General features: G+C 67.3%; 17 protein-coding genes. 9 read left to right on the top strand and 8 right to left on the bottom strand.

Going from position 1 to position 21,493, the window contains the following annotated elements; all coding sequences use genetic code 11:
• Positions 1-62: 62 nt before the first annotated feature.
• Positions 63-698 (top strand): class I SAM-dependent DNA methyltransferase, encoded by a 636-nt coding sequence (locus G3572_RS08980; RefSeq protein WP_164610929.1) that lies wholly within the window; start codon positions 63-65, stop codon positions 696-698.
• Here G3572_RS08980 and G3572_RS08975 read toward each other — a convergent pair.
• Positions 669-1,442 carry a DeoR/GlpR family DNA-binding transcription regulator gene (locus G3572_RS08975; protein ID WP_164610927.1) on the bottom strand — a complete coding sequence of 258 codons (774 nt, stop codon included), beginning with the start codon at positions 1,440-1,442 and terminating at the stop codon, positions 669-671. The genes G3572_RS08980 and G3572_RS08975 overlap by 30 nt on opposite strands.
• 240 nt (positions 1,443-1,682) lie before the next feature.
• Here G3572_RS08975 and G3572_RS08970 point away from each other — a divergent pair, with 240 nt between their 5' ends.
• Genes G3572_RS08970 through G3572_RS08950 form a run of 5 tightly spaced genes read left to right on the top strand, consistent with a single transcriptional unit; the run spans position 1,683 to position 8,935 of the window.
• Positions 1,683-2,618: an ABC transporter substrate-binding protein gene (locus G3572_RS08970; RefSeq protein ID WP_164610925.1), complete on the top strand. Its 936-nt coding sequence runs from the start codon at positions 1,683-1,685 to the stop codon at positions 2,616-2,618.
• 6 nt (positions 2,619-2,624) lie between these two features.
• On the top strand, positions 2,625-3,641 hold the full coding sequence (locus tag G3572_RS08965; RefSeq protein ID WP_164610923.1) for a quaternary amine ABC transporter ATP-binding protein: 1,017 nt from the start codon (positions 2,625-2,627) through the stop codon (positions 3,639-3,641).
• Positions 3,638-5,623 carry an ABC transporter permease gene (locus G3572_RS08960; RefSeq protein ID WP_164610921.1) on the top strand — a complete coding sequence of 662 codons (1,986 nt, stop codon included), beginning with the start codon at positions 3,638-3,640 and terminating at the stop codon, positions 5,621-5,623. The genes G3572_RS08965 and G3572_RS08960 overlap by 4 nt, the downstream gene beginning before the upstream one ends.
• Positions 5,620-6,501, top strand: coding sequence for a phosphotransferase (locus G3572_RS08955; RefSeq protein WP_164610919.1), 882 nt, complete (start codon positions 5,620-5,622; stop codon positions 6,499-6,501). Before G3572_RS08960 ends, G3572_RS08955 begins: the two co-directional genes overlap by 4 nt.
• 1 nt (position 6,502) lies before the next feature.
• The gene (locus tag G3572_RS08950) at positions 6,503-8,935 is read left to right on the top strand and encodes a GcvT family protein (RefSeq protein WP_164610917.1); all 2,433 of its coding nucleotides are present in this window, start codon (positions 6,503-6,505) and stop codon (positions 8,933-8,935) included.
• Here G3572_RS08950 and G3572_RS08945 read toward each other — a convergent pair.
• From G3572_RS08945 to G3572_RS08930, 4 genes are read right to left on the bottom strand one after another with little or no spacing between them, the layout of a single operon-like run.
• On the bottom strand, positions 8,932-9,738 hold the full coding sequence (locus G3572_RS08945; protein ID WP_164610915.1) for an inositol monophosphatase family protein: 807 nt from the start codon (positions 9,736-9,738) through the stop codon (positions 8,932-8,934). The two genes, G3572_RS08950 and G3572_RS08945, sit on opposite strands and share 4 nt — an antisense overlap.
• 9 nt (positions 9,739-9,747) lie before the next feature.
• Positions 9,748-10,761 (bottom strand): ABC transporter ATP-binding protein, encoded by a 1,014-nt coding sequence (locus tag G3572_RS08940; protein ID WP_164610913.1) that lies wholly within the window; start codon positions 10,759-10,761, stop codon positions 9,748-9,750.
• 7 nt (positions 10,762-10,768) lie between these two features.
• Complete coding sequence (locus G3572_RS08935; RefSeq protein ID WP_205518649.1) at positions 10,769-12,931, bottom strand: ABC transporter permease; 2,163 nt, start codon at positions 12,929-12,931, stop codon at positions 10,769-10,771.
• Positions 12,931-13,947 (bottom strand): ABC transporter substrate-binding protein, encoded by a 1,017-nt coding sequence (locus G3572_RS08930; protein ID WP_164610910.1) that lies wholly within the window; start codon positions 13,945-13,947, stop codon positions 12,931-12,933. Before G3572_RS08930 ends, G3572_RS08935 begins: the two co-directional genes overlap by 1 nt.
• 435 nt (positions 13,948-14,382) lie before the next feature.
• On the opposite strand from G3572_RS08930, the gene G3572_RS08925 reads away from it, so the two are divergent.
• Positions 14,383-15,372: a LacI family DNA-binding transcriptional regulator gene (locus G3572_RS08925; RefSeq protein WP_164610908.1), complete on the top strand. Its 990-nt coding sequence runs from the start codon at positions 14,383-14,385 to the stop codon at positions 15,370-15,372.
• A 6-nt stretch (positions 15,373-15,378) separates the two neighbouring features.
• On the opposite strand, the gene G3572_RS08920 is transcribed toward G3572_RS08925, so the two are convergent.
• Genes G3572_RS08920 through G3572_RS08910 form a run of 3 tightly spaced genes read right to left on the bottom strand, consistent with a single transcriptional unit; the run spans position 15,379 to position 18,533 of the window.
• The gene (locus G3572_RS08920) at positions 15,379-16,512 is read right to left on the bottom strand and encodes a Gfo/Idh/MocA family protein (protein ID WP_164610906.1); all 1,134 of its coding nucleotides are present in this window, start codon (positions 16,510-16,512) and stop codon (positions 15,379-15,381) included.
• 7 nt (positions 16,513-16,519) lie between these two features.
• Positions 16,520-17,410: a sugar phosphate isomerase/epimerase family protein gene (locus tag G3572_RS08915; protein WP_164610904.1), complete on the bottom strand. Its 891-nt coding sequence runs from the start codon at positions 17,408-17,410 to the stop codon at positions 16,520-16,522.
• 7 nt (positions 17,411-17,417) lie between these two features.
• Entirely contained in the window at positions 17,418-18,533 is a 1,116-nt protein-coding gene (locus G3572_RS08910) for a Gfo/Idh/MocA family protein (protein WP_164610902.1), read from the bottom strand.
• A gap of 105 nt (positions 18,534-18,638) precedes the next feature.
• On the opposite strand from G3572_RS08910, the gene iolD reads away from it, so the two are divergent.
• Both iolD and iolC read left to right on the top strand, forming a co-directional pair.
• Positions 18,639-20,510, top strand: a complete 1,872-nt coding sequence (gene iolD, locus G3572_RS08905; RefSeq protein ID WP_164610900.1) for a 3D-(3,5/4)-trihydroxycyclohexane-1,2-dione acylhydrolase (decyclizing) — start codon at positions 18,639-18,641, stop codon at positions 20,508-20,510.
• On the top strand, positions 20,510-21,487 hold the full coding sequence (iolC, locus tag G3572_RS08900) for a 5-dehydro-2-deoxygluconokinase (protein WP_164610898.1): 978 nt from the start codon (positions 20,510-20,512) through the stop codon (positions 21,485-21,487). The genes iolD and iolC overlap by 1 nt, the downstream gene beginning before the upstream one ends.
• The last annotated feature ends 6 nt before the right edge of the window (positions 21,488-21,493 follow it).

Genomic DNA, 21,493 nt, shown 5'->3' with positions numbered 1-21,493 from the left:
GCCCCGTTGCCTTGGCCTGCGCTGTGGCCCAAGCTAGCCGCCAAGTCGCAGGGGAGTCCAGCATGAGCACCGATCCGCAGCACGGCCAGCATGACGGTCATTTGGGCAAGGTTTACGAGGCGCAGGCCCCCGAGCAGGTGGCGGCGGCCTATGACGCATGGGCCGCGAGCTATGATGCCGAGATGGCGGCGGCGGGGTATCGGCACCCGTCGATCGGTTGCGCGCTGCTGGCCCGCCATGCGCCGCGCGGCACCGGACCGGTGCTGGATGCGGGCTGCGGCACGGGGCTCTTGGGCGACTGGCTGGGGATCCTGGGTTTTGCGCCGGTCGAGGGGTTGGACCTTTCGGCGGGGATGCTGGCGGTGGCGCGGGCCAAGGGGCGCTATGCGCGGCTGCATCAACTGGCGCTGGGCGGGCCGCTGCCCTTTGCAGACGGGGCCTTTGCCGCCGTGATTTCCACGGGCGTGTTCACCACGGGCCATGTGGGGGCCGAGGCGCTGCCCGAGCTGGTGCGGATCACGCAAGGCGGCGGGCCGCTGGTGCTGACGGTGAAGATGACGCTGTGGGACGGCGGGTTCGCCGAGGCGCTGCACGGGATGGCCGGGGTCGAGGTGATGGAGACGACCGCGCCCTATGTCTCGATGCCCGGAGAGCCCGGCACGATACCGTCACTGGCCGTTGTGCTGCGCCGCCGCTAGCTGCACGTGCGTTCCCGCCTGTGACAGCGCCGCCGCCACATCGGCGGGCGGGGCGGCATCGGTCAGGATCATGTCCAGCGCCTCGAAGCCCGACACACGGATGAAGCCGCGCCGCCCGAACTTGGTGGCATCGGTCACCACCACGCGCCGCGCGCCGCAGGCCAGCACGGCGCGGGCGAATTCCGCCTCTTGCAGATCGTAATCCATCACGCCGCTGGCATCGACCGCTCCGGCAGAGATGATGGCGTGCTGCACGGCAAAGCTGCGGATGAAGCCGAGCGCCGAGGCCCCGAGCGATGCGCCGGAATCGCCGCGCAATTCGCCCCCCGCCATGAAGACGCGGTTACCGTTCACCGTGGCCAGCGTGCGGGCGATGTCTGACGAATTGGTGACCACGGTCAGCCGGCGATGGTTCAGGAGTTCGCGCGCGACAAAGCTGGTGGTGGTGCCGGTGTCGAGCATGAGCGAGTCGCCATCGGCAATCTGGGCGGCGAGGGCGCGGGCGATGGCCTGCTTTGGCCCCGCGTTTTCGCGCATCCGGCGGTGGAACGGGGCCTCGCCCATCTGGCCCGCCAGTCCCACCGCGCCATGCACGCGCACCACCGCCCCGGCATCGGCCAGCGCACGCACATCGCGCCGCAGGGTTTCGGTAGAGACGTCCAGCGTTTCGGCCAGCGCCGTCACCGACAGCGCGCCCTTGTCTTCCAGCAGTTTGAGAATCGCGCCGTGGCGGGGGGTGAGCATGGGGCGGCGTCCTGTAGGGCGTTTGGGTTTTGCGCATAGTTTGCCCGTTTATTCAGTGAAAGACAAACAAACGGTCAGCAAAACCACATATCTCCCAATTTTTCGTTGACAGGGGACGGGGAGAGGCCCGCTAAATAGGCGATGACCAGAAGGCGCAGGCCGCTGTCACGCCCCAAGCGCCCGGACCCCGACACACAGGCTGCGCCATGTGCGGCCCCGTTCCAGACCAGGGAGAAACCGATGCGCCTGACAGTTACCCTCGCCGCCGTTCTTTGCGCCAGCACCGCGATGGCACAGGATTCGACCGACCCGATCAAGCTGACGCTGCATGACTGGACGGGGCAGCTGATTACCACGCAGCTGATGGGAGAGGTGCTGCGCAAGGGCGACTATAATGTGGAATATGTGCAGGCCGATTATCTGGCGCAGTTTGCAGGGCTGGAGACGGGCGATCTGCATGTCGCAATGGAAATCTGGGAAACCACCGGGCGCGAGGCGATGGATGCCGCCGTGGCGACCGGCGGGGTGGAGGTGCTTGGCCCCACGGGGATGCAGGCGAAAGAGGAATGGTGGTATCCTGCCTATATGAAGGAAAAATGCCCCGGCCTGCCGAACTGGGAGGCGCTGAAGGAGCCTGCCTGCGCCGAGGCGTTTTCCACGCCGGAAACCGCGCCGAAGGGGCGCTATCTGGGCGGGCCGGTGACATGGGGCGGCTTTGACGAGGAACGGATCGAGGCGCTGGACCTGCCGTTCGAGGTGATCCACGCCGGAACCGATGCCGCACTGTTTGCCGAGCTGGAATCGGCCTATCAGCGGCAGGCCCCCGTTCTGCTGTGGATCTATGCGCCGCATTGGGCGCCCGCCAAGTATGAGGGGGAATGGGTGGAGTTCCCGACCTATACGGCGGAGTGCTATACCGATCCGGCATGGGGCGGGAACCCCGATGCCGCCTATGATTGCGGCAAGCCCTTTGGCGATATCTGGAAGGTCGGCTGGACGGGGCTGAAGGACAAATGGCCCGGCGCGCACAAGGCGATTTCGGCCTTCAGCATCGACAATGACGCGATGGGCGCGATGATTACCGAGGTGGACCTGAACGGCAAGACGGTGGAGGCCGTGGTGGCCGAGTGGATCGCCGCCAATGAGCCGACGTGGAGCGCGTGGATCGCAAAGTAAGCCGCGATGGACGCCGCGCCCGATACGCTTGTGTGCCGCAATGTCTGGAAGGTGTTCGGCGCGCGCGCCGCCGAGCAGATGCAGGCGGCGGGCGAGGATGCCGCGCGGCTGGTGGCGATGGGGCTGGTGCCTGCGGTGCGGGCGGTGAACCTGAGCGTGCGGCGCGGCGAGATTTTCGTCATCATGGGGCTGTCGGGGTCGGGCAAGTCGACGCTGGTGCGCTGCCTGTCGCGGCTGATCGAGCCGACGGCGGGGGAAATCCTGTTCAACGGGCAGAATCTGCTGGCGGCATCCGAGGCCGAGATGACGCAGATCCGGCGGCACAGGATGGGCATGGTGTTTCAGCATTTTGCCTTGCTGCCGCATATGACGGTGCTGGACAATGTCGCCTTTCCGCTGGAGGTGCAGGGCATGGCGCAGGCCGCGCGCGAGGCGCGGGCGCTGGAGATGATCACCCTTGTCGGGCTGACGGGGCGGGAGGCATCTTACCCACGGCAGTTGTCGGGCGGGCAGCAGCAGCGGGTGGGCATCGCGCGGTCTTTGGCGGCCGAGCCGGAGCTTTGGTTTCTGGACGAGCCGTTTTCTGCGCTGGACCCGCTGATCCGGCGCGAGTTGCAGGACGAGTTCATGCGACTGCAATCGCGGCTGCACAAGACGATCGTGTTCATCACGCATGACTTTGACGAGGCGATCCGGCTGGCCGACCGTATTGCCATCATGAAGGATGGCGCGGTGGTGCAGATCGGCACGCCGGAAGATCTGGTGCTGAGCCCGGCCACCGACTACGTGCGCGAGTTCACGCGGGCGGTGCCGCGCGCCAAGGTGGTGCGGCTGGCGTCCTTGATGACGCCGGGGCCGGTGCCTGCGGACATGCCCTGCCTGCCCGCCCGCGCCACGGTGGCCGAGGCGGGGCGGTCTTTCCTGTCGGGGGCCGAGCGGGTGGGGGTTTCGCGGGATGGTCAGGCCATCGGCACCGTGCGGCGCGAGGATGTGATCCGCCTGCTGCTGGGGGGCGAGGCATGAGCGCGCTGCTGCTGTCTGCCCCGCGCCCGTTTGACGGGCGGTGGCTGTGGTGGCTGTCGCTGGCCCTGTCGCTGGCACTGTGGCTGTGGGGGCGGGCGGCGCTGCCGCTGGCCTTCGATTACCCCAAGGCATGGCAGATTCCGGCGGCGGCCTGGATCGGCGGCGCGATCAACTGGCTGGTCAAGGAGGCGAGCCTTGGGCCCGTGGCCTTTTCCGACATCACCCGCGGGGTGGCGGCGGTGGTGGATGCGCCCTACCGGATGGTGCTGGCGCTGCTGGCGACGGGGGTGCAGCAACAGTCGGGCGGGGTGACGGTGCAGCATGTGCCGCCGCTGTCATGGATGGCGGTGATCGGGGTGATGGCGCTGCTGGGCCATTGGGCGGGCGGACTGCGCTTGGCGGCGCTGATGGTGGTGTGCTTTGGGTTCATTGCCGTGTTCGGCCAATGGCAGAGCGCGATGGTCACGCTGGCCTCGGTGCTGGTGGCGGTGCCGCTGGGGGTGGTCTTCGGGCTGGCCTTGGGGATTCTGGCATGGCGGTTCGCGTGGTTCGAGCGTGGCTTGCGACCGCTGCTGGACCTGATGCAGACGATGCCGGTCTTTGCCTATCTGGTGCCGGTGCTGATCCTGTTCGGTTTCGGCCCCACGGCGGCGGTGATTGCGACGCTGATCTATGCCACCCCGCCGATGACGCGGATCACCACGCTGGCGCTGTCGCGGGTGCCGGAGGAGGCGCATGATCTGGCGCGGATGGTGGGCTGCACGGGGCGGCAGCGGTTGTGGCGGGTGCTGGTCCCCTCGGCCCGCGCGCCGCTGATGGTCGGGGTCAATCAGGTGATCATGCTGTCGCTGAACATGGTCATCATCGCGTCGATGATCGGGGCGGGGGGCCTTGGCTTTGACGTGCTGAGCGCGCTGCGCCGGCTGGATTTCGGCGCAGGGCTGGAGGCGGGGCTGGCGATCGTGGCGCTGGCCATCGCGCTTGACCGGCTCAGTCAGGCGGTGGCGCAGCGCGGCACGGCAAACGACATCGGCTGGCAGCATCCGTATCTGGTGGCGGGTCTGGCGATGATCGGGGCGGGCTTTGCGCTGGGGCTGATCTTTCCGGCGGTGCAGACCTATCCCGAGGCGGCGCGGCTTTCCACGAGCGCGTTCTGGGCGGCGGCGGTGCAATGGATCAACCTGACCTTCTTTGACACGCTGGAGGCGGTGAAGACCTTTTTTCTGGTCTGGCTTCTGGTGCCGGTGAAGCGGTTCCTTCTGGGCCTGCCGTGGCTGGCGGTGGTGGCGCTGCTGGGGGTGGCGGGCTGGCGTCTGGGCGGCTGGCGGCTGGCGCTGCTGACGGCGGGGCTGTCTTTCCTGATCGCCGCGACGGGGCAATGGGAAAAGGCGATGGTCACGGTGTACCTGTGCGGCATCTCGACCCTGATCGCCATGGCCATCGGGGTGCCTGTCGGCATCGTTGTGGCGACACGGGAGCGGGTGTGGGCGGTGACGCGGGTGGTGATCGACACGGCGCAGACGCTGCCGAGCTTTGTCTACCTGATGCCCATCGTGATGCTGTTCCGTGTGGGGGATTTCACCGCGATGATTGCGGTGGTCGCCTATGCGGTGGTGCCCGCGATCCGTTACACGGTTCTGGGCCTGCAATCGGTGGACCCGCGTCTGATCGAGGCGGGGCGGGCGATGGGCTGCACGCCGTGGCAGATACTGACCCGCATCCGCCTGCGGCTGGCGCTGCCCGAGATATTGCTGGGCCTGAACCAGACGATCATGTTCGCGCTGTCGATGCTGGTGATCACCGCGCTGGTCGGCACCCGCGATCTGGGGCAGGATGTCTATATCGCGCTGACAAAGGCCAATCCGGGCAATGGCTTGGTGGCGGGGCTGGGCATCGCCTTCATTGCCATCATCGCGGACCGGTTGCTGCATGCCTATGCCCGCCGCGCGCGGGCGCGGCTGGGGCTGGAGGCGACGGCATGAGCGCGCCGGCGCAGATCATGGCGCTGCCCTGCTGGCGCGGCGTGCCGGAGGCGGTGCCGCTGGAGGGCGGGCTTTCCAACGAAAGCTGGCTGGTGACCGATGCGGCGGGGCGGCATGTGGCGCGCTTTGGCCGCGATTTCCCCTTTCACCATGTGGACCGCGCGCGCGAGGTGGCAACCGCGCGGGCGGCCCATGCGGCGGGGTTTGGCCCTGCGGTGGAATATGCGGCCGAGGGGGTCAGCGTGGTGGCCTATGTTCCGTCGCGCACATGGACGGCAGCCGATGTGCGCGCGGCCCCCGAGCGGACCGGCGCGCTGCTGCGGCGGTTCCATGACGGGATGGCCGAGCATGTTTCCGGCACGGCCCATATCTTCTGGCCCTTTCATGTGATCCGCGATTATGCGCGGACCATCGCGGCGGGGGGCAGCCCTTTTGCGCCCGATCTGCCGCGCTGGCTGGCGCTTTCGGCGCGGCTGGAGGCGGTGCAGGTGCCGATGCCGATCGTCTTTGGCCATCATGACCTGCTGCCCGCCAATATTCTGGACGACGGGCAGCGGCTGTGGCTGATCGATTACGAATATGCGGGTTTCGGCACGGCGATGTTCGATCTGGCGGGCGTGGCGTCTAATGCCGGAATGACCGCAGGGGAACGGCAGGCGCTGTTGCGGGCCTATCTGGGCCATGCGCCCGATGCCGCGTTCCTGCGCGCCTTTGATGCGATGCAATGCGCGAGCCTGCTGCGCGAGGCGTTGTGGGCGGCGGTGTCTGACCTTCACCTCGCCGCGCCGGGGGCCGATTACCGCGCCTATGCGGCAGAAAACTTCGACAAACTGGCGGAAAGCCTTTCCCGCTATTCCCAAACACACGGAACGCTTTGACATGACCCTTCCCACCCATGCCCAGATCATCGTCATCGGGGGCGGCATCATCGGCTGTTCGACCGCCTATCATCTGGCGCGCGACCACAAGGCCGATGTGCTGCTGCTGGAGCAGGGCAAGATCACCAGCGGCAGCACATGGCATGCGGCGGGGCTGGTGGGGCAGTTGCGGTCTTCGGCCAGCATCACCAAGGTGCTGAAGTATTCGGTGGAGCTTTACAAAGGGCTGGCGGCAGAGACGGGGCTGGATACCGGCTGGAAGATGACGGGTTGCCTGCGGCTGGCCACCACGCCGGACCGCTGGACCGAATACAAGCGGCTGGCGACCACGGCGGGCAGTTTCGGGATGGAGATGCATCTGGTCTCGCCCGAGGAAGTCCGGCGCATGTGGCCGCTGATGGAGACATCGGACCTGATCGGCGCAAGCTGGCTGCCGACGGACGGGCAGGCCAGCCCGTCGGACATCACCCAGAGCCTTGCCAAGGGCGCGCGGATGCATGGCGCGCGGATTGTCGAGGGCGTGACGGTGACGGGGTTCGTGATGGACGGGCGGCGCATCACCCATGTGCAGACCGATCAGGGGGTGATCGCCTGCGACACGGTGGTGAACTGCGGCGGCATGTGGGCGCGGCAGGTGGGGGCGATGGCGGGCGTGACGGTGCCGCTGCATCCGGTGAAGCACCAGTATATCATCACCGAGGCGATTGCGGGCCTGTCACCCGACGCGCCCACCCTGCGCGACCCGGACCGGCGCACCTATTTCAAGGAAGAGGTCGGCGGGCTGGTGATGGGGGGATATGAGCCGAACCCGCAAGGCTGGGTTACGGGGAATATTCCGCCGAACTGGGAATTCCGGCTGTTCGACGATGATTATGACCATTTCGGCCAGCATCTGGAGCAGGCCATCGCACGGGTTCCGGCGCTGGAGCAGACCGGCGTCAAGCAGATGATCAACGGGGCCGAGAGTTTCACCCCCGACGGCAACTTCATCCTTGGCCCCGCGCCGGAGTGTTCCAACATGTTCGTGGGGGCGGGGTTCAATGCCTTTGGCATCGCCTCGGGCGGCGGGGCGGGCTGGGTTCTGGCCGAATGGGTGATGCGCGGCGAGGCTCCGCTGGACCTCTGGGCGGTGGACATACGGCGGTTTTCGGCAATGCACCGCGACCGCGACTGGGTGGCGACGCGGACGCTGGAAGCCTATGGCAAGCATTACACCATCGCCTTTCCGCACGAGGAATATGAAAGCGGGCGGCCGTTGCTGGTGTCGCCGCTCTATGACCGGCTGAAGGCGCGGGGGGCGGTGTTCGGGTCGAAACTGGGGTGGGAGCGGCCGAACTGGTTTGCGCCGGAAGGAGTGCCGCCGCGCGACGTTTACGCGATGGGGCGGCAGAACTGGTTCGGCGCGGTGGGTGCAGAGCACGCGCATGTGCGCGCCCATGCCGGGGTGTTCGACCAGTCGAGCTTTGCCAAGTTCGAACTGTCCGGCCCCAGGGCGGCAGAGGCGCTGGAGTGGATCTGCGCCAACCGTGTCGCGCGCGATGTGGGGAGGCTGACCTATACGCAACTGCTGAACACGCGCGGGGGGATCGAGGCCGATCTGACGGTGGCGCGGCTGTCCGGGGATCTGTTCTACATCGTCACCGGCACCGGATTCCGCACGCATGATTTCGGCTGGATCGCGGACCATTTGCCGGGGGAGGGCGTCGAGTTCCGCGATGTGACGGAGGCATGGGGCACGCTGTCGCTGATGGGGCCGCGCGCGCGGGACATTCTGGCGCGGGTGACGGCGGCGGATGTGGGCAACGCGGCTTTTCCCTTTGGCCATGTGCGCGTGATCGACATTGCGGGCGCGCAGGTGAGGGCGCTGCGGGTGACCTATGTGGGCGAACTCGGGTGGGAGTTGCATGTGCCGCTGCCGCAACTGGGCGCGGTGTTTGACGCGCTGATGGCGGCAGACCCCGATTTGCGCCCGGTAGGGTATCGGGCGCTGGAATCGCTGCGGCTGGAAAAGGGCTATCGGGCCTGGGCGTCGGACATCACCCCCAATGACACGCCGTTCGAGGCCGGACTGGGCTGGGCGGTGAAGATGAAGGGCAATGCGCCGTTTCTGGGCCGCGCCGCGCTGGAGGCGGTGGCGGGGCAGGTGCCGGCCAAGCAGTTGGTGGGCTTTGCGGTGGATGACCCGGAGGCGGTGCTGGTCGGGCGGGAAACCATTCTGCGCGACGGGGAGGCCGTGGGTTATCTGACCTCGGGCGGCTATGGATATACGGTCGGGCAAAGCCTTGGTTACGGCTATGTGCGCCATGCGGGGGGTGTGACTGCGGACTGGCTGGGCGCGGGGCGCTATGCGCTGGTGATCGCGGGGGAAATGGTGCCTGCCACGCTGATGCTGCGCCCGCCCTATGACCCCGAGGGCGCGCGCATCCGCGCCTAGGCGCGTCGGGCCTGCGGGTCGGGCGGGGCCTTGGCCACCACGGCCGACAGGTCATCCCAGACCCCCGGCGCGGTGCCGAGCGCGACGCCGCCTGCGGGATCAGTGGGCATGGGCAGGATGCGCCCGCCCGCCTCGACAATCATCAACCCGCCTGCGAGGCAATCCCACGGGTTCATGTGCGGTTCGTAATAGCCGCCCAAACGCCCCGCCGCGACCGAGGCGAGCATCAGCCCGCCCGAGCCGTTGCGGTAGAAGATGCCGCCCGCCTGCATCAGCCCCGTGATGACGCCGCCGACATGGGCGGCATCGGTGCGGTGGCTGGCCCCGATGGCGACGAGGCTGTTGGTGATCCGGTGCGCCGGATCGCAGCGCATGGGCGCGTCGTTGAGCCATGCGCCCCGCCCCTTGATCGCGGTGAACACCTCGCCCGACAGCGGGTGCGCGGTGACGGCGGCGACGGTTTCGCTGCCCTGCACCAGCGCGATGATGACGCACCAATGCGGCAGGCCTGCAAGGAAGGGCGAGGTGCCGTCGATCGGGTCGATCACCCAGAGAAAGCCGCTATCGCCCGTCTGCGCGCCGCCCTCTTCGCCAAGGATGGCGTCTTGCGGGAAGGAGGCGGCGATGCCTGCGCGGATGAGGTCTTCCACCTCGCGGTCGGCGCGGCTGACGATATCATGCGGGTTGGCCTTGGCCTCGATCACCAGCCGGTCACGGTTCTGGAAATGCGACAGGGCCAGCGCCCCGCCCGAGGTGGCAAGCTGGCGGGCGAGGTCGAAGCGGAGTTGGATCGGGTCTGTCATGATGGTCCTTCAGGCGACGCGCGAGACGTCGGTATCGGTGATGTGCAGCGAGACGTCCTGCCCCGCTTTCAGGCGCGGCTCGAAGATCGGGCGCGAGACGAGCATCTCGCCGACCTGTGCGGCCACCGTGTATTCCATGCGGCTGCCCAGATAGGTCGCGCTGACCACGCGGTCGGGGCCGCCGGGTGTGAGCGTGATGCGCTCGGGGCGGATCGACAGGGTGGCGGGACCATCGGGGCCGGAAACGGGCAGGGCCATGCCGGGGGCGGTGAAGCGGCCTTGGGCCACGGTGCCGCGGATCAGGTTTGCATCCCCGATGAAGTCGGCGATGAAGGGGTTGGCGGGGTGTTCGTAAAGGTCGGTCGGGGTGCCGACCTGTGCGATGCGGCCCTTGTCCATCACCACGATGCGGTCGGATACGGCGAGGGCTTCTTCCTGATCGTGCGTCACATAGACGGCGGTGAGGCCGAAGCGGCGTTGCAGGCTGCGGATTTCCTCGCGCACCTTGCGGCGCAGTTTGGCATCGACGTTGGACAGGGGTTCGTCGAACAGGATCACATCGGGTTGCTGCACGATGGCGCGGGCCACCGCGACGCGCTGTTGCTGGCCGCCCGAGAGTTCGGCGGGCAGGCGCGATTCCAGCCCGGCCAGCCCGACCTGTTCGAGGATCTCGCGGGCGCGGGCCTGCGCCTCGGCCTTGGGGGTGCCACGGATGACGGGGCCGTAGGCCACGTTTTCCAAGACCGAGATATGCGGGAACAGCGCGTAGGACTGGAACACCATGCCGACGTTGCGGGCCGAGGCCGGATCGCGGCTGACGTCGCGCCCGGCGATGAACACCTGCCCTTCGGTCGGCAGTTCCAGCCCCGCGATCAGGCGGAGCGAGGTGGTCTTGCCGCAGCCCGAGGGGCCGAGGAAGGTCACGAGTTCCCCCTTGCCGATGGCAAGGTCGATGCCCGCCACGGCGGTGGCGTCGCCATAGCGTTTGACCACGCTGCGGAATTCGATGGCTGTCTGTGTCATGCGTTCCTCATTCCGCCGGTTGTGCCGTGCCTGTGACGCCGGTGCGCCGCCCGAGCCGCCGTTTGCCGACCGCCCAGTTCATCGCCGCCACACAGGCCACCATCACCAGCATCAGCACCGTCGAATAGGCGATGGCGAGCGCGTATTCGCCATTCTCGACCCGGCCCATGATATAGGCGGTGGCCATGTTGTGCCGCGCCGAGACCAGAAAGATCACCGCCGAAACCGCTGTCATGGCGGTGACGAAGGAATAGACCAGCGCGGTGAAGATCGCGGGGCGGATCAGCGGCAGCACCACATCGCGCAGCACGCGCCCGCCGCCCGCGCCCATCGTCTGGCTGGCTTCTTCCATGCTGCGGTCGATCTGCGCGAGGGCCGCGATGCCCGCGCGCATGCCGACGGGCAGGTTGCGGAACACGAAGCAGATGACGAGAATCGCCATCGTTCCGGTGATGTCGATGGGCGGCACGTTGAAGGCGGCGATGTAGCTGACGCCGACCACGGTGCCGGGGATGGCGAAGGACAGGAGCGTGCCGAATTCGAAGGCGCGCTTGCCGGTGAAATCCTGCCGCGCGATCAGCCATGCGGTCAGGATGCCGACCGCCATCGTCAGCGGGGCCGAGAGGGCCGAGACCCAGAGCGTGGTGATCATGCTGTTCCAGGCCGAGCCGAAGAGTTGCAGGCCGTTGGCGTTGATCTCGAAGGAAAACGCTGTCCACAGATGGCCGAAGGTGGGGGCCATTTCCATGCGGCCGATGTCCTTGACGAAGCCGCCGATCAGGACGATCGCGTAGATGCCGACGGTAAAGACCACGAAAGGCACCACCGCCGCCACCGCCGCCCATTTGATCAGCGGGGGGACGGGGGCGACCAGACCGGCATCGGATTTGCCGGTGACGGTGACATAGCTGGCGCGGCCCAGCCAGCGCGTCTGCACCCAGAAGGCGGCGACGGTCAGCGTGAGCAGCAGCACCGACAGCGTGGCGGCCTGCCCCAGATCATATTGCGCGCCGACGACCGCGAAGAAGATCTTGGTCGACAGCACGTCATAGCTGCCGCCCAGCACGATGGGATTGCCGAAATCGGCAAGGCTTTCGATGAAGGCGAGCAGGAAGGCCGCCGCCAGTGCGGGCCGGAGCAGCGGCCATGTGACGGTGCGGAAGGTGGTGACGGGCTTTGCGCCCAGCGTTGTCGATGCCTCTTCCAGCGTGGGGTTGATCGCCTCGAGCGCGGAAAGCAGCACGAGAAAGGTGACGGGCGCGAAGGCCAGCACCTGTGCCAGCAGGATGCCGGGCAGGCCGTAGATCCAGCGGGTGGGGCGGATGCCGAACCACTCGGCGACTTCCACCGTGACGATGCCGGTGCGGCCGAACAGGACGATGATGGCGACGCCGACCACGAAGGGCGGGGTGATGATCGGCAGGATGGAAATGGCGCGCAGCAGGCGCTTCATGCGGAAATCGGTGCGCGCGACCAGAAGCGCAAGCGCAAGGCCCAGCGCGGTGGCCAGTGCCGCCGACAGGATGCCCAGCACAAGGCTGTTGATGACCACGCCGCAGCGGCCCGCGCCGGTAAGGCAGCCGACCGACCACAGGTCGGACGCGGTGATCCGGTTCAGGAAAGGGGCCAGCGCCAGCGTGCCATCGGGGCCGACAAAGGCGGCGGACATCAGTTTCAGGATCGGGAAGAACACGAAGAGCGACAGCGCCGCCACGATGCCGATGATGGAAAAGGCGGCAAAACGCTCGCCCCGGCAAAAGCCGCGCGCGGCCAGCACCTCGGCCAGCGCACCGATGAGCGCGATGCCTGCGACCCATGCGCCCCAGCCAAAACCGGGTTGGCCGCTTTGCGCCGTAGGGAACAGAAGGCCAAGGCCGGGCAGCACGGGGCCGCGCAGGCCGATGCCGAAGCCCTGAAGCAGGAGCCAGCCAAGGCCCGCCCCCACCAGCGCGGCCCCTGCGGGATGCACCCGCCAGTCGCGCGTGGCGACGGACAGCAGGGCCAGCGCCAGCGCCGCCCCCACCAGAGGCAGGAGCCAGACGCGCCCCGCCACGCCTTCGGACAGGGCCGAGGCAAGGGTGGCCCCGCCCTTATACCAGGGCAGGGCCAGAACTGCGGCCATCAGGAGGCCGGACCAAAACAGGCCGATCCGGCCTTGCAGCGCCTGCATCACTTGGGCAGCGCGCCGATTTCGGCATCCCAGCGCGCCAGAAGCGCCGCGCGGGTTTCGGACGAGCCGTATTTGGCGAAGTCGTAGTCGATCAGCTTGATGTCGGCCAGTTTCGGAGCCTCGGGCGGGGTTGCTGCCGAAGAGTTGGACGGCACCTGATAGCTTTTCGCGGTGGCGCCGATTTCCTGCGCGGCGGGAGACAAGGCCCAATCATACCAGATTTTTGCGGCCTCGGGGTTGGGGCCGCCCTTGATGAGCGACATCGACCCCACCTCATAGCCGGTGCCCTCGCAGGGCGCGACGGTGACGATGGGCGCGCCGGAGACGGTTTCGGCCACGGCGTCATGCATGAACACGATGCCGATGGCGCTTTCGCCGGTGGCGGCGGCGCGGATCGGGGCCGAGCCGGATTTGGTATACTGGTTGATGTTGGCATGGAGCTTGGCCAGATAGGCAAAGGCCTCATCCTCGCCCATCAGCTGCACCATCGTGGCCAGCATGGTATAGGCGGTGCCCGACGAGTTCGGGTTCGCGACCTGAATATCATCGGCATAGCGTTCGTCGAGCAGATCGGCCCAGCAGGCGGGCGGGTTCTCGGTGACCATCGTGGAGTTATAGCCAAAACCCAGCGCGCCGGCGTAGACACCCACCGTCTTGAAGCCCGAGGTTTCGGCCTGTGCGCGCGCCCAAGGCTGCAATTCGGCAAGGACGGGCGATTCGTAGGCTTCGGTCAGGTCTTCCTGCGCGGCCTGAAGGTGCGGATCGCCCGTGCCGCCCCACCAGACATCGCCGCGCGGCTGGCCTTCCTCGGCCTTGATCTGGGCGTAGGTCTCGCCCGAGGATTTGCGGGTCATCAGCACATTGATGCCGGTTTCGCGCATGAAGGCTTCGGATTGCGCGCGGCACCATTCTTCGTTGACCGAACAGTAAAGCACCAATTCCTTGGGCTGCGCAAAAGCGCCGAATGGCAGCAGGGAAAGGGCGGTGGCCCCCAGTAGGGCAAGGCGGTGTGTCATATGGTCCGTCTCCTTGTGGCGTCATGCACGGTGCATGGCGTTTCGGTTGTCATTGCGCAGGTGTGCAAACCCAATCCGACACTAGCACAAATGTAAAAAACGCAAGAAAAATCATCGCAGCCTTCAACCTTGCGCAGATTTCGCGCGATCGGGCTGTGGATGCGACATCAAGTGCCTGCGCGGGGCCAGTGCGGGGTTGCGGTATGGAACATGTTGATTCTTCGAAATAAAGATGTGATTCCTCGGGTGCGGCCCGTGGCGGGGGCCGGGGGGTTGGCTAACAACCGGGGATGACGGGGGCATGTCGGGCAGGTCACCCTTTCATGACGGGACCGTTGCCGGCGGCGGCGCCAAGGCCGGGCGGGCAAGCAATGGTTTCCATTGCGCCCGTCGCCGGTATAGTCGGGGCAAGAGCGAGCGGAGGGACAGGGCGCGATGGCGGTGACGCTGAAAGAGGTGGCGATGCGCGCTGGCGTATCGCGCTCGGCGGTATCGCGGACCTTTACCGAAGGGGCGTCGGTTTCTGCCAAGACCCGCGCCAAGGTCGAGAAGGCGGCGGCAGAGTTGGGCTATGCGCCCAATGCGCTGGCGTCGAGCCTGACGACAGGGCGCACCAAGTTGATCGGGCTGATCGCCAACAACTTTCACAACCCGCTGATTCTGGAAGTGTTCGACCTGTTCACGCGCGGCTTGCAGGATCGCGGGCTGCGGCCCTTGCTGGTGAATCTGAGCGGCGCTTCGGACCCTGCGGCCTCGGTCCGGATGTTGCGGCAATATTCGGTGGACGGGGTGATCGTGGCCTCCTCCACGCTGCCCGCGAGCTTTGCGGAGGCCTTCAAGAGCGCGGGGCTGCCGGTGGTTCACAGTTTCGGGCGGCCTTCGGCGGCGCCGGATGTGTCGGTGGTGGGCATCGACAACGTGGCCTGCGGGCGCATGGCCGCCGAGGCGTTGCTGGCGCGCGGCTATCGGCGTGTGGCGTTTCTGGGCGGGCCGCAAAGTGCGACATCGACGCAAGACCGCATGGCCGGGTTTCTGGCTGCCGTTGCAGGACATCCGGGCGTGACGAGCAGCGCCAGTTTTGCGAGCGACTACACCTTCGATGCGGGCCGCGCCGAGATGCAGCGCCTGTTGGCGGCGGGGCAGGCCGAGGCCTATTTCTGCGGTGACGATCTGCTGGCGGTGGGCGCGCTGAGCGCGATCGAGGATGCGGGCCTGTCGGTGCCGGGCGATATCGGGCTGATCGGGCTGAACGACATGGAAATGTCGCGCTGGCAGAACATCGGGCTGACCACAATCCATCAGCCGGTGGCGCAGATCATCGAGGCCGCGATCACGCTGGTGGTCGATACGATCGCCGACCCCGGACGAACGCCCGAGGTGCGGCTGTTTCCGTGTCGCGTGATCGAACGCGGCACCCTGCGCTAGGGAGAGTCAGCGCAGCATCGGGGGGCGGGCGTCGAGCCACGCGCCTTGGGCGCGGGCCGAGGCCACGGCGGCATGGACGGCCGCCATCGAGCGCAGGCCCGCTTCGGCGCTGGGCAGGCCATCGCGCGGGGTGCCACGGATGGCATCGGCAAGGTCGCAATAGATGTTGGCGACCGCGAGCGGAAAGCCTTCGGGATGGGCGATGGCCACGCGGCTGAGCCGTCTGGCATCGTCATATAGCCCCGACTCGCCCTTCTCGATGATCTGGGTGCGCCCGCCGACCGGGGTATAGACAAGCTGGTTGGGCTGTTCCGAGGCCCAGCGGAAGCCGCCGGTTTCGCCGAACACCTGAATATCGAACCCGTGTTGCCGTCCGATGGCGACGGATGAGGTCCAGAGCCGCCCGACGGTGCCGCGTGTCATGCGGAAGTTGACCATCGCGTCATCCTCGAGCTGGCGCGAGGGGATGGTGGAGGCGAAATCGGCAGAGAGGCGTTCCACCTCGTCATCGCAGATGAAGCTGGCCATGTGCAGCGCATGGATGCCGCAATCGGCGAACTGTCCCGACACGCCCGCCGTGGCCGGATCATAGCGCCAGCGGACGCGCGGGTTGTCGGCGTCGGTGGCGTCGCCGTGGTGGCCGTGGCTGAAGCTGGTGACAACAAGGCGCACGCGGCCTATGTCGCCCGCCCGCACCATCGCGCGGGCCTGACGCACCATCGGGTAGGCGGAATAACAGTAGTTGACCGCGCAAATCCGGCCGGTGCGGGCGGCGATGCGGACGATCTCTTCGCCCTCTTCGACCGTGACAGTCATCGGCTTTTCGCACAGCACGTGGAAGCCCGCCTCGAGAAACGCCTTGGTGATCTCGAAATGCGTGGCATTGGGGGTGGCGACCGTGACCAGATCGCAGCGGTCGGGGCGATTGCGTTCGCCCGCCAGCATCTCTTGCCAGTCGCCATAGGCGCGGTCGGGCGCGATGCCGAGGCGCTGGCCATAGGCGCGCCCCACGTCGGCGCGGTGGTCCAGCGCGCCTGCGGCCAAGGTGAAATGCCCGTCGGCCAAAGCGCCCAAGCGGTGGGCCGGGCCGATCTGGCTTCCCTCGCCGCCGCCGATCATGCCCCAGTTGAGTTTTGCCATGATGCCCTCAGAAACCGATGGAGGAAAGGTGGTCGCGGTTCTTGCGCGCGTCATCCGCCGGGCTGACATCCAGCGTCGGGTCGCAGTCCTGTTCGACGGTGCACCAGCCCGAGAAGCCGGCGTCGAGAAGGATCTGCCGGACGGCGGGAAAGTCTACGTCGCCCTGCCCGAGGTTGCAGAAGATGCCCTGCCCGCAGGCGTCATAGAAACCGGTGCTGGCGGCGATGGCGCGGGCCTTGACCACGGGGTCTATGTCTTTGAAGTGCATGTAGGAAATGCGGTCGATGTGGCGGCGCATGAAGGCCACGGGATCATAGCCCGCGTAGGAATGGTGGCCGGTGTCGAAGCAGATTTTCAGGATGCTTTCGTCTACCTCGTCCAGCAAACGCTCCAGCTCCGGTTCAAAGTCGATGAAGCCCGCCGCATGGGCGTGGATGCCGACGGTGAGGCCATAGTCTTCGCTGCCGAGGCGGGCGACGGTGGCGATGCGGTCGCGGAAGGCGGCCCATTCGGCACTGTCCATCTGTTCGGCATCTTGCGCGCGGCCTGCGGTGGGGGCGCGGCGGGGCGAGATGGAATCGATCAGCACCAGATGACGCGCGCCATGCGCCACCAGAGCGCGGCAGGTGCGGTGGGCGGCATCAAGCACCTCGTCCCATCTGGCAGGGTCGTGGAAGGGGCGGAAGACCACCCCGCCGATCAGCGTCAGGCCGTGTTCGGCCAGCGCTTCGCCCAGAAGCGCGGGGTCTTCGGGCATGTAGCCGATGGGGCCGAGTTCGATGCCCCGATAGCCGGCATCCGCGCAATCGGCCAGCACCTGCCGCCACGGCGGATTGCGCGGATCGTTTGCAAACTCGACGCCCCAAGAGCAGGGTGCGTTGCCGATACGGATGGTCATGGGAACCTCATGCCTGTGGAACGGGATGCCAGCGCCCTGTTTCGGACGCGGCGAAGGCGGTTTCGATGATCTGGCTGACCGCAAGCCCGTCGGCAAAGCTGGGCCAGAGGGTCTGGCCGCTGTGGATGGCGTGCAGGAAATCGCGGGCCTCGATGATGATCTGGTCCTGATAGCCGGTGCCGTGGCCGGGGCCCTGACAGAAGGCGGCGTAATCGGGATGCGCGGGGCCGGTCAGGATGCGGGCAAAGCCGCGCGTCGCCTCGGGCCCTTCGGCGCGGTAGAGGTGCACCGCGTTCTGGTCTTCCTGATCAAAGCGGATCGCGCCCTTGGTGCCGTGGATTTCATAGGAGTAGCCCATCTTGCGCCCCGTCGCGACGCGGCTGACGAAAAGATGCCCCATCACGCCGGAGGCAAAGCGCAGCATCAGTTGGGCCTGGTCGTCATTCGTCACGGGTTCCGGCCCGTCCGGACCGGTGCGGGTGGCGTGGACGGTTTCGATGCGGGCCGAAAGCTCGGCCACGGGGCCCATCAACGCCAGGAGGCAGTTGACGGGATGCGGGGCCAGATCGCCCATGCAGCCATTGGCGCGGCCCCGTGTGCGCCATGTGGCGGGCAAAGCGGGGTCTGCGAGGAAATCTTCGGTATGTTCGGCGCGGAACCAGATCGGGGTGCCGATGGTGCCTTCGGCCAGCAGGCGCCGCACGAACTGGGTGGCCGGAGTGCGCACATAGTTGAAGCCGATCATATTGGGCAGGCCGGATGCCCTAGCCGCCGCCACCATCGCCTGCGCATCGTCAAGCGACGCGCCCAGCGGCTTTTCGCAGAACACGGGCTTTCCGGCGGCAAAGGCGGCGGTTGCAATCGCGCGGTGGGTGGATTGCGGCGAGGCGATGACCACCGCCTGCACCTTGGGGTCTGCGACCAGATCGCGCCAGTCACCCGTGGCGCGGGCAAAGCCGTAGGCGCGGCGATAGCGTTCGGCGCTTTCGGCGCTGCTGGCGGCAATCACCTCGAGCCGCGGGCGCAGGGGGGTGTCAAACACCGCGCCCACCGCCGAGAGGGCGACGGCATGCGCCTTGCCCATATAGCCGCCCCCCACCAGCCCGATTCCGATGTCCGGCACCTGAAAGCCTCCCCGCTTGCAGCCGGTATTGCAACCGGTTGCAAAATATGTATCCTGCCTTGGCGCAGCGCGCAAGCCCCGTGCGGGCGCGCAAAGGGGGGCGGCATGAGCACAGCACAAGGCAACATCCGGCTGACCGTGGCGCAGGCCATCGTGCACTGGCTGATGGCGCAATACATCGAGGTGGGTGGCACCGAGCAGCGCGTGTGCGGTGGCGGCTTTGGCATCTTCGGCCACGGCAATGCGCCCTGTCTTGGCGAGGCGCTGTATGCCGTGCATCAGGAAATGCCGCAGTATCGCGGGCAGAACGAGCAGAGCATGGGCTTTGCCGCGGCCGCCTATGCCAAATATCACCTGCGCCGCCGCTTCATGTTCTGCACCGCCAGCGCCGGTCCGGGGACGGCGAACCTGCTGACCGCGGCCGCGCTGGCCCATGCCAACCGCCTGCCGATACTGATGCTGTGCGGCGATACCTTCCTGACCCGCCTGCCCGATCCGGTGCTCCAGCAACTGGAGCATTTCGGCAATCCCGCGCTGGGGCTGAATGACGCGTTCAAGGCTGTGAGCCGCTACTGGGACCGGATCACCCATCCGGCGCAGGTGATGCAATCGCTGCCCGCCGCGCTGGCGACGATGCTGGACCCCGCCGATTGCGGGCCTGCCTTCATCGGCCTGCCGCAGGATGTGCAGGGCTGGGCCTATGACTATCCGGCGGCGTTCTTCGAGCGGCGGGTGCACCGGATTCGCCGCCAGTCACCCGATGCACGGGAGGTGGCCGAGGCTGCGGCCCTGCTGCGCGGGGCGCAGCGCCCGCTGATCATCGCGGGCGGCGGGGTGCAGTATTCGGGGGCGGCGGCGGTGCTGACCGCCTTTGCAGGGGCGCACGGGATTCCTGTGGTGGAAACCATCGCGGGGCGGGCCAACCTGTTGGCCGACCATCCGCTGAACATCGGGCCTTTGGGTGTGACCGGATCGGACAGCGCCAATGCGGTCGCGGGCGCGGCGGATGTGGTGCTGGCGGTCGGCACGCGGTTGCAGGATTTCACCACCGGATCATGGTCGGTGTTTGCGCCGGAGGCGCGGCTGATCGGGTTGAACGTCGGGCGGCAGGATGCGGCCAAGCACCAGTCGCTGGCGGTGGTGGGCGATGCGCGGCTGGGGCTGGAGAGTCTGGGCGCGGCGCTTGGCGATTTTCGCGCCCCCGCCGCGTGGCTGGAGAAGGCGCAGGCAGAGCGCCGGACGTGGGATGCCTATGTGGCGGGCAATGTCGCGCCGGGGAACCGCCCGAACTCATATGCGCAGGCGATTGGCGTGGTGAACGGCCTGTGCCACCCGCGTGACCGGATCGTGACAGCCGCGGGGGGGCTGCCTGCCGAGATCACCGCCAACTGGCGCACGCTGGGCATCGGCACAGTGGATGTGGAATTCGGCTTTTCCTGCATGGGATACGAAATTGCGGGCGGATGGGGCGCGCGGATCGCGCAGGCCGAGGCAGAGCCGGAGCGCGATACGATCGTGTTCGTCGGCGATGGCAGCTATCTTCTGATGAACTCCGACATCTATTCTTCGGTGCTGACGGGCAAGAAGCTGATTGTGCTGGTGCTGGATAACGGTGGTTTTGCGGTCATCAACAAGTTGCAGAACAACACCGGACAGCCCGGATTCAACACGCTGATCGCCGATTGTCCGACGGTGCCGGCCCCCTTTGCGGTGGATTTCGAGGCACATGCCCGCGCGATGGGGGCGCTGGCGGAAACCGTGGCCAGCCCGGCCGAACTGGCCGATGCCTTTGCCCGCGCCAAGGCGGCGGACCGGACCAGCGTGATCGTGATGCAGGTCGATCCCTATGACGGCTGGACGGCGCAAGGCCACGCCTGGTGGGAGATCGGGACGGCCGAGGTGTCGACTTCGGCCACTGTCAGCGCAAGCCACGCCCAGATGGAGGCTGGCCGCGCGGCGCAGCGGCGGGGTCTGTGATGGGCGATCTTGCGCGGCTTTCGGGGGGCAGCTTTCTGGTGATGGGGCGGGCGGGGATGGACCTGTACGCCGACCCCCCCGGCACCCGCGCCGAAGAGGCGCTCCGGTTTACAACGGCCTTGGGCGGATCGGCGGCCAATATCGCTGTGGCGCTGGTGCGTCAGGGCTGCCGCGCCGCGCTGGTCACGCGGGTTTCGGATGATGCGGTGGGGCGGTTCTGCCTGCGCCAGCTTGACGATTACGGCATCGACCGGCGGCATGTGCAGGTGCAATCCGGCGATGCGCGCACCTCGCTTGCGCTGGTGGAAACGCGGGCGGTGGATTGCCAGTCGGTGATCTATCGCAACAATGCCGCGGATTTTGCGATGAACATGGCCGATATCGAGGCGGTGGATTTTGCCGCCCATTCCGCGCTTGTCGCCACAGGAACCGGACTGGCCGCCGAGCCGTCGCGGTCGGCCAGTTTTCGCGCCTTCGAACTGGCACGGGCGGCAGGCCTGCCGGTGGTGCTGGACCTTGATTACCGCCCCTATTCATGGCCTTCGGCGCTGATGGCCTCGGTCGCCTGCGCGCGGGCAGCCGCGCTGGCCGATGTGATCGTGGGCAATGATCTGGAATTTGACGTGATGGCGGGCAGCGCGGGCAAAGGGCTTGAGAAGGCCCGCAGCCTGAGTGCCGAGGGCGCGCGGATTGTGATCTACAAGATGGGCGAGAAGGGGGCGATCACCCTTACTCCGGAAGGCGAGTTTGCCACCGGCATCTATCCGACCCGCGCGCTGAAGCCGACGGGCGCGGGCGACAGTTTTCTGGGGGCGTTTCTGGCGGCGCTTTCCCTTGGCCATCCGGTGCGGGATGCGGTGCTGCGCGGCTCTGCCGCTGCGGCGATGGTGGTGGCGCGGGTGGCCTGCGCCCCCGCGATGCCCAGCCGCGCCGAGCTTGACGAGTTTCTGGCCAGCCACCCCGGCCCCACCGCATAAAGGAGG

Origin of the sequence: Pseudotabrizicola algicola, assembly GCF_010915705.1 — a bacterium.
In the GTDB taxonomy this organism is placed as follows: domain Bacteria; phylum Pseudomonadota; class Alphaproteobacteria; order Rhodobacterales; family Rhodobacteraceae; genus Pseudotabrizicola; species Pseudotabrizicola algicola.
This window is presented reverse-complemented; position numbering and strand designations above follow the sequence as displayed.